Here is a 13,183-nt window from a genome sequence, read left to right as displayed (position 1 = left end):
TTATGTTTTTTACCAACTTCCAACAATCAGCAATAGCCCTATTATTGACAGCACTATCCAACCTGGGTGCTTTCCTTTGGTACCAACCAAAACCAGCAAAGATGATGTGAACATAGTATAGGTCGTAGTGTTAATAATAAAGTCAATGAACTTAGAGTCTAGAATTTGGTGGTCAAGCGCTATTTTAATCAGTAAAACTCCTAAACACCAACCGAAAACCGAAGCCAAGTGCCAAGTGGACCAAAGTATGCGCACATGTCGTTCTTTGAGGTCATGACTGCCTTTTGAGGGGACTAAAACTCCTTTCTTTCTTTTATTTTTAAAAATTAAATATTCACCAAGGATTGAATGCGCAATTCCCAATAGAAAACATAAAATTCCTGTACTTAAAAAATAGATGTTCATTAGTTAATTGTTATTAATTAGCACAATACATTATTAGTTGCTGTTTGTATTTTCCAAAAGTTCTTTCTTTAACTGAATGAAATCTGCCCAGAATATATCAACATTTTCAAGCCCTGTTGCTCTATTAAAGAAAAGGTATTTTCCGCTCGGTGTAACATATACACCTCTTTCTCGGACATTGGTATTTATTTTATCTCCCATTGATAACTGCTATATTTCACATTTATTTATTTAATTGATTATCAAAATTTTATCTGTTTTTTAACAAAATTTTTTGTCAGTTTCTGGTACTTAATCAATTAATGCTCCTTCATATACAGTATCATATTTGTTAAAATCAGTATCATTACCTCCAATCATATAAACCTTACCATTAAGTGTAGCAATACCTCCTATCTGTATTGGTTTGGGTAAATTGGTTGATTTAATCCATGTATCGTTTGTTGTATCATAGATATATACACTTGAAACGGCTTTTCTGTCTTTGTTTTGCCCACCAGGAAAAATAATTTTATCATTTATAACCGCACTACCAAGCAAAATAGAAATCCAAACAGGACAATTCCTTTTTGTTTCCCATGTATCAGAAAGTGTATCATACTTCCATAAAATATCACCGCAAAGCACATAAATATTGTCCCTAACAGCAGAAATTATTGAACTTTCACAAGGCATAGGTAGAGGGGATAAGGTTTGCCATGAATTTGATTTTGGATTATAAACTTCATTTTTATCAGTTTTTACCACTTTATTTGTCCTTCTAGACATAGTTATTCCACCCATAACATAAATTTTATCGTTAGCTACGCATGAAGTGTTGTGTTGTCTTCCAGTTGGCATTGGTGCCAATACATTCCATGTGTTGGTTAAAGGATTATAAGCTTCTAGTCTGTCTAGTGGTCCTCTTGCTCCTCCTGATCCTCCAATAGCATAAATTAATCCATCTATTTCTACTAAATTTGCATTCCATCCCCGAGTAATCATATTTGTTGTTTTCTTCCATGTATTCTCAACGACATTATATTCATATACTCCTGAAACTTTAGAATGTGCCTCCATAAAATAGATATTATTATTGCAGCTAACTGCTGCTCCTCTCATAGGTTGTGGAAGCTTTGCCTTTTCCTTCCATTCTATTTTTTGAGCATATACCCCTGAAAAAATAAATACTATTAGTAGAAATAAAATAATCTTTCTTTTTCTCATGTTCTATTTGTTGAATTCAAAATAATTGAACCTTGTATACCATTGTTATTTTCGTGTTTTTAACCAAACCGCATCAAAAGCGTTATTTATAAATTTTTCTACTGAGGAACCATCTTTGTTCATTATTTTAATATGTTTTGCTCCATTCTGGTCTTCGGATTGGAAAATTATTTTAGAACCATCTGGTGACCATGAAGGATTCCAATCATCGACATCATTATTTGTTAATCGTTTTTGATTAGAGCCATCTATATTCATTACATAAATCTCAAAATTCCCATCTCTATTAGACATAAAAACTATTTGTTTACCGTCGGCAGAAACTTCAGGATGCAAATCTTTAGTATTATTATTGGTTAATTTAGTAATGTTACTGCCATCAATATTGGCTATACAAATTTCTTCACTATTGGAATGAAAGATGGAATGAAAGACTAGTTTTCCTTCTTGAGTAAAGTATGGTCCTCCACCATTTAGTGATTTTATTTGAGTCTGTTCACTGCCATCTGAATTCATAATCCAAACTTCTGCTATCCAATCTTCTCCTGAACCTTGATAGCCTCGAGCATAAGCAATTTTCTTTCCATCAGGAGACCATGTGGGTGAGCTGTCCCATTTGTTATTAGCATATGTTAATCGTTTCATGTTCGTACCATCATTATTCATGGTATGAATAGACCATGTGTTTCCTCCATCGTAATAGCCATAAGAAGCAATGCGTTTTCCATCAGGAGACCAAGCTATATAACCATCTCTCCCAGGGCGATTAGTGATTCTGATTTTTGATTCAGCTTTACTATCGGTCAGGTAAATTTCTACATCACCTGTTTCTTTTGATGAATAAGCAATTGAATCAGAAGTTGTTTTAGATTCTTTGCCACATGATAAAAGAACGATTAACGAAATCGTGTATGTGAATATTTTTAAGCTCACACCCTTTTTTTGTAGTATTCTCATTCTATTTAATTGTTGTTTCATATGATTTGTATTAAATATTTTTTGTCATTTTACCAAGGTTAATTTTTTCTGCTTTTTTGAAATAAATTTCCCTAACAAATTCCATGCTTCCCCATAAATATGCGTTCCCTTTCAGCCTTTTGGTTATTTGCATTCTTCTATTTAATCTTTCTATTTCTTTTTTTGTAGCCTTTCTTTTCTCTCCTAATTCACCGTAAAGTTTTATTGCAGGCGGAGCAGGAAACTTCTCTTTGAACAAAGATTTAATCCAAAACAAACGATTACTATTAACACCTAATGCACAAATGTTTTTATTTACATTTGCACATAATGGCAACTTCGATGGAAACTTTTCAAAGTAAAATCCAGTTTGGTCATCACTTAAAAAAAGCGAGCCAATGGGAGTCACGGTTGGATGATTATTATTATCAACGGACGCAATTGATACGTGAAAATTAGACCTAAAACTTTTATTAAAATGTTGTCTGATGATATTCCAATCATTGATAATGTCCATTTTCAATTTTTATTCTCGATTTATTTACGTTTAATGTAGAGTATGGTTATAAGAGTTGGTAATAGTAATCCCTTCAATGGCTTTAAACCAGAAAACATAGAATAAACCAACTCGTTTGTAGATTCGTTTACCAACCAAAACTGTGATAACACAAGTAACCCTATACCTAACCACATTCCTATGACTCCAATCTTTTTGTTTTTAACAATTAAAATCAGATTCATAAGTATTATGACTCTGAATACACTTTGAGTGATTACTATTATTCTTGCTTTTGATACAGTAGAAAAAGACTTTAAGAAGTTTTCAGAATTCATAAAGTCTTCTCCTAGATGTATACTGTAAAGCTTAAAAGAATGGTATAAAAAGAGAAAAGCTACCAAAAGATATATTGTAACTGATAGAACAGGGTATTTTTTTGTATGCATGTAATCTTTTGTATTTAAAATTCAATGAAGGTTTTAATAAGTTTAATCGCGGCCATAATATCTTCATCGTTATTTGATGCTTTGTTTATTTCGTACCAACCAAGATAAAAGAGGTACAAAATTTCTGCTTTTTGTTTTGCTTCATATTCTGAATAACCCAATTTTTGAATGAGCCTTGTGCCATATTCAAGCCTTGTTTTCTTAAGTTCATTTAAAAGTTGTTGTAGCTTGAGATTTGACTCAGCCTCTTTTCTTAAATAGAACATTAAATCTTTTCTAGTTTTATCACTAAATCCCAAAACTAAAAAGCGCTCAAACTGCAACTTCGGCTCCTTAATTCCATCGACTTCTGATATAATTGGCTCCATACTTTTATTATACCAATACTGAATTATCTCATTAAGGAAGTTTTCTTTTGTTCTAAAATGATGGTAAAAACTGGATTTATTACAGTCTAGTTTTTGTGCCATTCGCTCTACATTTATTCCTTGTTTTCCTAGTGTAGAGAAGTGCGCTATCCCCAGTTCTAACCATTCTTTTTGATCAACTTTTAATGCAGGCATTGTATTAGACGTTATCGTTTAATGCAAATATATAAAAAATATTAAACGATAGCGTTTAATGATGTCATTTCTTTATGAGAAACAAAAATCTTGTTAGAAATGAAGGAAGAAATGACAAATTATTACAAATAACATTAAATAAAAGGTGAGTAATTCGGTGAGTAGGAGTGAAGTGTACTTGTAATTATTTAATTATCAGAATTATATAACTAAAGTTCTGTTCCCTCTTTCTCCGCTAAAACGAAGCAAAACCCATCAAATATTATGAATTGATGGGTTTTTCATTTTATTTAGTTTCATTTAAACACAATTAACATTAAATAAAAGGTGACCTATTGGAGACCTTCTTCTTTTTCTAGAGGTTATATTTTAAAGAATGAGAAAAATAAAATTCAGTTATAATTTAAATATTTAACAAATATTTTTTCAAATCAGTGTTTTCATCTAAACTCATTTTCTTTTTGAGTCTATATCTTGAAGCTTGTACTGATCTTGGATCTATATGTAAGATGTTGGCAATTTCCTTAGTTTGCATATGAAGTTTAATAAAAATGCAGTGTCTAAGCTCAATTTCAGTTAACGAAGGATGTAAATCACTTAATCTGTCAACATAGCCAGTATGGACTGCATCAAAATGCTTTTTTAAATTTTCCCAATCATCATTAAAATCCAGGTTATAATCTATATTTTTAGCAATTTGCTTGAGGCCTTTGAGAAGTTTAGTACCTCTGTCTGAGTTTTTTATATTCTCTTCAAGATCTTTTCTTAATGTTTTTAGAAATTGCCTATCATTTAAAAGACTCAACGAAATATTCATCATCTCTCTGTCCTTACTCTGGTTCTTATCCTTCAACTCGACAATATTCTTAATATGTAATTTTTCTTTGTTTGTAAAATCTCTCCATAAATGCAGAATGTATAGCACCATAAATACGAGCAAGACAATGACGCTAATTAGAATAATTTTCATTGAACTTTTGGACTGTTTAATCATCTCCAATTGTAAACTTTTCTTTTCCAATTCCTGCCTATGATTGAGCTCCATTAATTTTAAATCCAAGTTTAAATTTTTAATGGTTTGTTCCTTTAATAATATAGGTATCATTTCAGAATCGTCTGAACCTATAAGCTCCAAATTAAAAAGGCAATCCGAAGAAGTTTTTCTTGCCTGATGAACAGATGCACTAATTGTATTCATTCCGGCTAATAGATCATCAGCAGATAAGAATTGTGTATGAATGATACTTTCATTTGCAGTCGTAAAAATTAAACTGCTCGCTTTGGTGCTATCAGTAACGACACCAAAAGGCACATTATTACGGACAATTTCATTTCCGTTTAGATAGACAACAATACCATCGTCCCGTTGTATATTTAATTTATAAATCAAATGCTTATATGGGTCTTTGACTAAAAAAGTTTTAGTAAAGTACTTAGTGGTGTGCTTGTTTTCCGGATCATTGCCAAAACTAATTGTTGTCGCAATTATACTATCCCCATACCCTAAGGGAGATATTCCTTTTTTCCAGTTCTTACCTATTTTTTTACTTTTAAACCAATCATTTGGCAGTGGAGCTCCATCGTCATAATACATCCATTCATCACCTGTGGCAATCACTTTAGTCTGACTATTTATAACTGTCATGTTTGAAATAAAAAGAAACGTTATAAATAGAACTTTTAAATAAATGTTCGTTTTCATAGGGGTCATCATAATCTTCGCCTAAAGTAGTATTCTCCTTTATTAAAGATATAAAATATTTCAATAATAGTAGCTTAATCCATATAATTCATGCCGCTGTAGTAGCTTAATAGTATCTGCGTGTACACACTGCAAACATTGAATATTAAACCTTTGTTGTGACTAACATTAAATACTTATCAATGAAAAAACTAATGCTACTAATTGTGCTAATAACTTTTGGTTTCATCCAATGTAGTTTTGCGCAAAAAACCACCATTAAAGGTGTGGTTTCAGATGGCTCAGGCCCCTTACCTGGAGCAAATGTAGTCGTCAAAGGAACAACTACCGGAACAACTACAGATTTCGATGGTAATTATACAATTCAAGCAAATGTAGGCGATACATTAATTTTCAGTTTTGTTGGGATGACTACTAAAGAGGTTATTGTGTCAACTCAAGTGACGATAAATGTAACCTTAGAAGGGGGTAATACATTGGAGGAAGTCGTTGTAACCGCTCAAGGTATTAAGAAAGAGAAGAAAGCATTGGGGTATGCTATTACTCAAGTCGACGGAGATGAATTAAAAGAGAAAGCCGAAGCAGATGTCGCCAGGACCTTACAGGGGAAAGTGGCAGGTGTACAAATTAACGCTTCAAGTGGAAGCACAGGTAACTCCCCGGCGATTACTATAAGATCATCATTATCATTAAATCAAAGTAATGACCCATTGATTATCGTTAATAATGTTCCATTCTCGGGAAGTTTAATCGATATAGATGCCAATGACATTAAAACATTAAATGTATTAAAAGGCTTAAATGCATCTATATTGTATGGTAGTGAAGGTAGAAATGGTGTTATTTTGATTCAAACCAAAAGTGGCAGCGCTTCTAGTGGTGGAAGGAAAGTTAGTGTAAACCTTTCTCAAACAGTTTATACTAATACAATTGCAAATTTACCTGAATATCAAAATAAATATGGACAAGGAAGTAATACGCGGTTTGTAGGAGGCAATGTAGGTTCATGGGGGCCGGCTTATTCTGAATTAGATGTTGTTCCTCATCCATTATCAGGAAGTTCAAGTTTTCCAGAATTTGCAAATGTTACTGTCCCGTATAGACCATATAACAATGTAGGAGACTTTTTTAGAACAGGAATAGGTAAAATATCATCTGTAAATATAAGCTCAAGCCAAGAAACCTCAGCTTTTAATATTTCTGCAGGTTACACGGAGGAAGAAGGGATTATGATTAACAATGATATTAAAAGATTTAATTTGGGAATCGGGGGGTCAGCCGAATTATCAGATAAATTAAATGTTTCAGCTACCTTGAATTATTCTACTCGGAAACGAAACTCTGCACAAGGAGCGTCGCGTATCTTTGAAAGATTACTATATCTCCCGAGAAGTGTGGATGTTGCTAATTTGCCATTCCAAGATCCGGTAACCGGAGCGAACGTCTATTATAGGTCTGACCAAAACCCATTGTGGACTTTAAATAATGCAGGTAGAAATGATGATGTTGTTAGAATTTTTGGAACTTTTAATGCGAATTATAAGATCAACGATAACTTAAACTTAAGCTATCGCGTAGGTTATGATTCCGACACAGAAGATGAATTTGATTTTTCAAATAAAGGAGGGCTTGACGATGAATTTGTCAATGGTTTTTTAGAATTGGATTACAATAAGGAAGTTGTAGTAGATCAGTTCTTTATTTTGCAAGCAAATTATCAACTGATTGATAAAATTGGTTTGGATGCTCAAATAGGAATTAATTCTAAATATTCTAAATTCAAATCAAATTGGACACGTTATGAAAATCAAAATGTTTATGGCTTTTTAAGACCTCAAAATTATGAGCTAATTTTTGCAGAACCAACAGATGATGATGATCCTACCGAAAATGTTAGAGAAAGTGAGAATATTGCTGGTGTTTTTGGACAGTTTGAGTTTAGCTATGACCAATTTTTATATTTGACTCTTTCAGGAAGAAACGATTGGGGTTCAACGGTTGAACCTGAGAACAGACAGTTGTTTTATCCGGGAGTATCCGTCTCTTTTCTTCCTAAGTCTGCTTTTAATTTTGATTCAGACGTCATAAATTTTCTGAAAATAAGAGGTGCCTATGCCACATCTTCTGGCTTCCCTTCACGTTATAGAACGCGCACCACATTGTCTGCCACTGCTCAGCGTTTCGTTACAAACGATGGTACTTCAATAATCAGCAATGGAGTACCTCGAAGGTTGGGAAACCCAAATTTAAAACCTGAATTGCATAGAGAATATGAGGTTGGGATCGAAAGTAAATTATTTAAAAATAGAGTAAGCCTAGAAGCTTCAGCGTTTAAACGAATATCTGAAAATCAAATTGTAACTCGTCCTTTAGATGGTTCAACGGGTTTTGGGTTTACAGATACTAATATTGGTGAAATTGAAACCGAAGGTATAGAAATTGACCTTGGTATAGATATTATTAAAAGTAAAGACCTTAATTTGAATGTTAGAGGTATTTTCACTGCCTTTGAAACCCTTGTAACCGACTTAGATACGGACCGTCTTGACCTAGGTGGTAGAAATTTTGCCATACAAGGACAACCCTTAAATATATTGGTGGGTACCTTTGCCTTGAGAGATAGTGAAGGCAACTTTTTAATAAATCCTGATTCGGGAGAGTTATTAATAAGTGATGATGTAGGCTTACAAGATCGTATTATCGGGAATCCAAACCCAGATTGGTCATTAACATCTATTAGCAGTTTAAATTATAAAGGTTTTACACTTTCTGCTCAATTAGAATATGTTCATGGAGGTGAAAATTTCTCCGATCTAGTCGAGGATTTGATTGAAAGAGGAGTTACAAGAGATACAGAAAATCGTGAGGGTTCTTTCATACTCCCGGGTGTTTATGGAGACCCAGCCACTGGCCTTCCATTTCTAGATGCTAACGGGCAGACTATACCTAATACAATTCAATTAGATGCAGATGAGACGGCTTTTAGTAATTATTACAATGCTGATGACAATAGTACTTTCGACACATCTGTTTTCAGAATTCGTGAAATTGCATTAGCATACAGCCTTAATAGATCAAAATTTCAAAGACTGCCTTTTGAAAGTTTAACACTCACTTTTAGTGGGAGAAACTTATTCTATAACGCTCCTGGTTTCCCTAAATATACCAATGCCGATCCGGAATTAAGTACGAGTGGAGGTAGTAGCAGTACAACCGTACCTACTACTAAAAGATTTGCATTCGGTGTTTCAATTTCCTTTTAAAAAATACGTAGTGATGAAAAAAATAATAATAGTAATAACAGTAGTAACTGGATTAGTCTTTAATTCTTGTGAGGTAACCGATTTTGATCTTCAAGAAAATCCTAATGAGCTAACTCCAACTGCGGTAAGTCCTGATTTTTTGCTGAATGAGGTTCAGGTTGCTTTTGGACAAGTAATGAATGCCCTGAGTTTAAATACAGATGATGTTATGAGGTATGAAGCAATGTCAGACACCTATGCAGATATCGCTGAACCTTCCGCTTTGGATGGGGAATGGAATGACATGTATCGTATGAGAGAAAACGCTCAAATATTGATCAATTTAGCCTCAAATAATGAAGCCATTTCATTTCATCGTGGTGTTGCAAAAATATTACATGCATATGGTATGGCGACTTTAATTGATTATTTAGGAGATGTTCCTTTTACAGAAGCAAATATAGGCGGAGAGTTTAATCCTTCTCCAGGTGATGATGCAGATATATATACTGCTCTTTTAGCAGATATTGATCTAGCTATAGAAGATTTAAACAATGCTACATTTAAACCGGCATTGGATATTTACTTTGATGGAGATGCTTCAAAATGGATAAAATTAGCAAATAGCTTAAAGCTAAAATTATATCTAAACATGGGCGAATCGAGTGAAATCAATGCGCTGTTGTCAAATGACAATTTTATTTCCACTGCTGACGATTTTCAGTTTCAATATTCTACAATTAGTGGCCCCGAAAGTAGACATCCTTATTTTGTACGTGCTTACCTTCCTGGTGGACTTAGCCAATACATGGGTAATTATTTTATGTGGTTGTTAAAAGATTCTAAAACCGTAAGAGATCCGCGCTTAAGGTATTATGTTTACAGACAAACCAATGTGAACCCTCAAGATGTGACCACAGGTAATTTTTTAAGATGCGAGCAAGGCGATATTTATGATTTTTGCTATGTTGGTGATTTTTACTGGGGTAGAGATCATGGTGATAATTCCACAAGGCCCGCAGATAGAGAATTAAAAGCAATCTATGGTCTATATCCGACTGGGGGCGCCTTTGATGCCGATAATGCGGTGCCTGGTTCTACAATCGCAAATTTAGGCGGCGCTGGTATCTTTCCCATATTATTATCATCATATATAGATTTTTTAAAAGCTGAAGCTGTATTGTCTTTAGGGGCTAACGGTGATGCTACTGCTTCCTTAGAGTCGGGTATTAGAAAATCAATGGATAAGGTGCTAAATTTTAGTACAGTAGACCCTTCTTTTGCAGCAACGCAAACAGATATTGATGATTATGTTGCGTCTGTAATGGGCGAATATACCCTAGCAGCGTCAAATCAGGAAAAACTAGATATAGTTATTAGAGAATACTATTTGGCCGCTTATGGAAATTCTATAGAGGCGTATAATGCCTATAGGAGAACTGGGTATCCGTCGAATATTCAAATACCAATTTTTGCTGAAAACATTCCTTTTCCAAGAACATTTTCTTTACCAGGGGATGCTGTATCCAGAAATTCGTCATTGAACCAAAGACCAATAACAAATCAAGTGTTTTGGGATACCAACCCTGCAGGGTTTATTAAATAAAACTTAAAGCTCCAAATAATGAAAAACATATTTAAATGGGCATTTCTGATACTTTGTATAGCATGCTCTCAAGAAGATAACAATATATTCGAAGATATAACGGTAAACGGTGGCTATATAGAGTTTACCAATGGTATTCCGGAAACACGTTTTAGCCTGTTAGACCTTCCAGAAGACCTAATTAATGCGGAAATAAGGGATTTTAATAATAATGCAACTAGTTATAAACTAACCTTGGTTCATAACGATGTTCAGATTGAAAATTTCTTGGAAATAAGCACATTTCCATCTAATCTAGTGGTTACGCTCCAGTCTGTCCTGGATGCATTAAATCTAACAACTGCGGATTTAACTTCCGATACCGAGTTTCAATTTGTGGCAGATGTTACTACCCCATCGGGAATATTCAATGGTTTGAATCCAAGTTTTAATACGGATACCAATACGCTGGAAGGAGGGTCGGTCGGTCCGGGTAGTTTGGAAACCAATGGAGACAGTGCTATGAATACGGTAGTTACTTTTTTCTTGCCACCACCTAGAAAAATAAGGGGAACCTCTTTTGAAGAACCTTTTGCCTCTGCAGATACTAGTGCCGACTACGTTCGGGCTGCGGGAGAAGGAGACGATGATGAAGGGGAATTATTCAATCATGATGGAGAACGCCATGTGATGCATACAGCCGTGGGAAATGGTGTGGACAACGAAATTGGGTTCAGATCATTTTTCTTTAGTAATGGAGACGGTGGTTTCAGCAATGAAGAAATTGGTGTTACTCGAAAAACGGAGGATGTAGGAGCTTATATTGATGGTATACAAGGATTCCAATTAGAAGATGTTGATGGCTTATATAAATTAATGTTTGATAAAGTTGATGTTAATGTGACTGAAGAACCGCAAACTGGAGTACGTATTCAGGTGTTTTTTAGATCAACAAGTTGGGAAGATGATGATACCATACGAGTTTATGTTGAGATCGAAAAAAATGGCGCAATGGAAACCATTGAACTTTTAAATATCAGTGGAGATGAAATTAATGCCATTGAAGGCAAATGGAATATCATTGATTCAGGGTTTTTAGATAACGTTAGCTCTTATCAATTGATAATAGATTCAGAAATCGATAGTTCAAGTGAAGAAATCTATTTTGATGAGATGCTTGTATATGGCCCAAGTAATTAGGGTTAGTAATGATAAAGCAATGAGTCACTCTAAATCATTGCTTTATCTAATTTTTAAAAAGTAAAAAATGAAAATAATGGTAAAAAAAATAAAAAGTATACATATTCTCTTTACTGGATTAGTAATACTGATAGGGTTAATTGCAGTGTCATGTGATGATGTAGATTATACGTATGTGCCAGATCCTATAGTACCACACATAATAACAGGGATCAATCCGACTATTGGTGATATTGGACATGAAGTAACTATAACTGGTGAAAATTTTAGTAGAACACCTTCAAATAATAAAGTGAGCTTTAATGGTGTTATGGCTGTCGTTAAACAAGGAACAGAGAATTCGTTAGTAGTTGATGTACCGGAAGGGGCAACCACAGGAGATGTAACAATATCCCACGCAGATTTAAACATTAAGGCCGGTGTTTTTACGGTTGCCCCTTTTCCTGTGATAGATTCGTTCAGTCCAGAAGTTGGAGAAGTAGGTGACGAAGTAACCATTACTGGTGATAAGTTTAGTCCTGTACTAACTGAAAATTTGGTTTGGTTTAACGGAGTTGCTGCCACGGTAAATGCAGCGACAGAAACTTCCATTACTACTACAGTACCTGACGGTGCTGCCAGCGGTCCAATAACTGTTGAAGTAAATGGTCAGTCAGATACTAGTGAAGAAGATTTTACAGTTGCAATAACATTAAAAATAGCACTTACCTCTGATGATGATGATGTAGAAGAAGTAGCCGAAGTAGATACAACAGATCCTGATCCAGGAGTTGTTGTGGGTACTATGGATTTAACAAGTAGTGACTTAGAACTTGGCGAAATTAGTAATGATCAGGGATTAATGAATATTGGTTTACGTTATAATAATGTATCGATACCTCAGGGAGCATCCATAACCGAAGCTAATATCCAGTTTAATGCTGACAATACAGGCTCTAATGCAGTTGAACTTACTATTTACGGGGAAAATGTGGCTGATGCGGCACCTTATACTGAAACTGTTGGTGATTTAAGTGCAAGAACATTAACTACTGCAAGCGAAGTTTGGAGCATAGCTCCTTGGATTAATACAGGTGACAGAGGAGAAGCTCAAAGAACAGTAAACATAGCAAGTATTATTCAAGAAATTGTAAATAGAGCAGATTGGACGTCTGGTAATAGCATAAATATCATTATGAAACATACCGGAGTAAGTATCGGCGTTACCAGTTCTAGTGGAGGAAGAGAAGCAGAAAACTACTCGTCATCTACTCCCGAACACGGCGCTGAACTAACCATCATTTATCAATAAGGGGTAATAGCAATTTTGTTTGATTCGAATATTAATTATTTGATTTAGTAGTGAACGGCGTTGATAAATTTTTATTGACGCTGTTTT

General features: G+C 34.4%; 11 protein-coding genes. 4 read left to right on the top strand and 7 right to left on the bottom strand.

Going from position 1 to position 13,183, the window contains the following annotated elements:
- Window positions 1-9: 9 nt before the first annotated feature.
- The 7 genes from AC1EUU_RS04460 to AC1EUU_RS04430 form a co-directional block, all read right to left on the bottom strand.
- Window positions 10-405, bottom strand: a complete 396-nt coding sequence (locus AC1EUU_RS04460) for a hypothetical protein (protein ID WP_480200175.1) — start codon at window positions 403-405, stop codon at window positions 10-12.
- A 33-nt stretch (window positions 406-438) separates the two neighbouring features.
- Window positions 439-606: a hypothetical protein gene (locus tag AC1EUU_RS04455; protein ID WP_480200174.1), complete on the bottom strand. Its 168-nt coding sequence runs from the start codon at window positions 604-606 to the stop codon at window positions 439-441.
- A 90-nt stretch (window positions 607-696) separates the two neighbouring features.
- Window positions 697-1,611, bottom strand: coding sequence for a Kelch repeat-containing protein (locus AC1EUU_RS04450; RefSeq protein ID WP_480200173.1), 915 nt, complete (start codon window positions 1,609-1,611; stop codon window positions 697-699).
- Window positions 1,612-1,656: 45 nt separating this feature from the next.
- Window positions 1,657-2,568: a DUF5050 domain-containing protein gene (locus AC1EUU_RS04445; protein WP_480200172.1), complete on the bottom strand. Its 912-nt coding sequence runs from the start codon at window positions 2,566-2,568 to the stop codon at window positions 1,657-1,659.
- Window positions 2,569-2,599: 31 nt separating this feature from the next.
- On the bottom strand, window positions 2,600-3,085 hold the full coding sequence (locus AC1EUU_RS04440; protein ID WP_480200171.1) for a hypothetical protein: 486 nt from the start codon (window positions 3,083-3,085) through the stop codon (window positions 2,600-2,602).
- Window positions 3,086-3,527: 442 nt separating this feature from the next.
- Window positions 3,528-4,076, bottom strand: a complete 549-nt coding sequence (locus AC1EUU_RS04435; RefSeq protein ID WP_480200170.1) for a TetR/AcrR family transcriptional regulator — start codon at window positions 4,074-4,076, stop codon at window positions 3,528-3,530.
- Between the two features lie 403 nt (window positions 4,077-4,479).
- A complete protein-coding gene (locus tag AC1EUU_RS04430; RefSeq protein WP_480200169.1) occupies window positions 4,480-5,721 on the bottom strand; it encodes a helix-turn-helix transcriptional regulator in 1,242 nt (413 codons plus the stop codon).
- Between the two features lie 239 nt (window positions 5,722-5,960).
- Here AC1EUU_RS04430 and AC1EUU_RS04425 point away from each other — a divergent pair, with 239 nt between their 5' ends.
- The 4 genes from AC1EUU_RS04425 to AC1EUU_RS04410 all read left to right on the top strand — a co-directional run bounded on the left by AC1EUU_RS04425 (window position 5,961) and on the right by AC1EUU_RS04410 (window position 13,096).
- The gene (locus AC1EUU_RS04425; protein WP_480200168.1) at window positions 5,961-9,041 is read left to right on the top strand and encodes a SusC/RagA family TonB-linked outer membrane protein; all 3,081 of its coding nucleotides are present in this window, start codon (window positions 5,961-5,963) and stop codon (window positions 9,039-9,041) included.
- A 13-nt stretch (window positions 9,042-9,054) separates the two neighbouring features.
- Window positions 9,055-10,626, top strand: a complete 1,572-nt coding sequence (locus AC1EUU_RS04420; RefSeq protein ID WP_480200167.1) for a SusD/RagB family nutrient-binding outer membrane lipoprotein — start codon at window positions 9,055-9,057, stop codon at window positions 10,624-10,626.
- 18 nt (window positions 10,627-10,644) lie between these two features.
- A complete protein-coding gene (locus tag AC1EUU_RS04415; protein WP_480200166.1) occupies window positions 10,645-11,805 on the top strand; it encodes a hypothetical protein in 1,161 nt (386 codons plus the stop codon).
- 76 nt (window positions 11,806-11,881) lie between these two features.
- Window positions 11,882-13,096, top strand: coding sequence for an IPT/TIG domain-containing protein (locus AC1EUU_RS04410; RefSeq protein ID WP_480200165.1), 1,215 nt, complete (start codon window positions 11,882-11,884; stop codon window positions 13,094-13,096).
- Window positions 13,097-13,183 lie beyond the last annotated feature (87 nt).

It is taken from the genome of Maritimimonas sp. 2205BS37-2 (assembly GCF_056591755.1).
This window is presented reverse-complemented; position numbering and strand designations above follow the sequence as displayed.

Coding starts and splice junctions, on each gene's coding strand:
- AC1EUU_RS04415 (WP_480200166.1), top strand. CDS start 10,645: ATGAAAAACATATTTAAATGGGCATTTCTGATACTTTGTATAGCATGC.
- AC1EUU_RS04420 (WP_480200167.1), top strand. CDS start 9,055: ATGAAAAAAATAATAATAGTAATAACAGTAGTAACTGGATTAGTCTTT.
- AC1EUU_RS04435 (WP_480200170.1), bottom strand. CDS start 4,076: ATGCCTGCATTAAAAGTTGATCAAAAAGAATGGTTAGAACTGGGGATA.
- AC1EUU_RS04430 (WP_480200169.1), bottom strand. CDS start 5,721: ATGACAGTTATAAATAGTCAGACTAAAGTGATTGCCACAGGTGATGAA.
- AC1EUU_RS04445 (WP_480200172.1), bottom strand. CDS start 2,568: ATGAGAATACTACAAAAAAAGGGTGTGAGCTTAAAAATATTCACATAC.
- AC1EUU_RS04410 (WP_480200165.1), top strand. CDS start 11,882: ATGGTAAAAAAAATAAAAAGTATACATATTCTCTTTACTGGATTAGTA.
- AC1EUU_RS04425 (WP_480200168.1), top strand. CDS start 5,961: ATGAAAAAACTAATGCTACTAATTGTGCTAATAACTTTTGGTTTCATC.
- AC1EUU_RS04460 (WP_480200175.1), bottom strand. CDS start 405: ATGAACATCTATTTTTTAAGTACAGGAATTTTATGTTTTCTATTGGGA.
- AC1EUU_RS04450 (WP_480200173.1), bottom strand. CDS start 1,611: ATGAGAAAAAGAAAGATTATTTTATTTCTACTAATAGTATTTATTTTT.
- AC1EUU_RS04455 (WP_480200174.1), bottom strand. CDS start 606: ATGGGAGATAAAATAAATACCAATGTCCGAGAAAGAGGTGTATATGTT.
- AC1EUU_RS04440 (WP_480200171.1), bottom strand. CDS start 3,085: ATGGACATTATCAATGATTGGAATATCATCAGACAACATTTTAATAAA.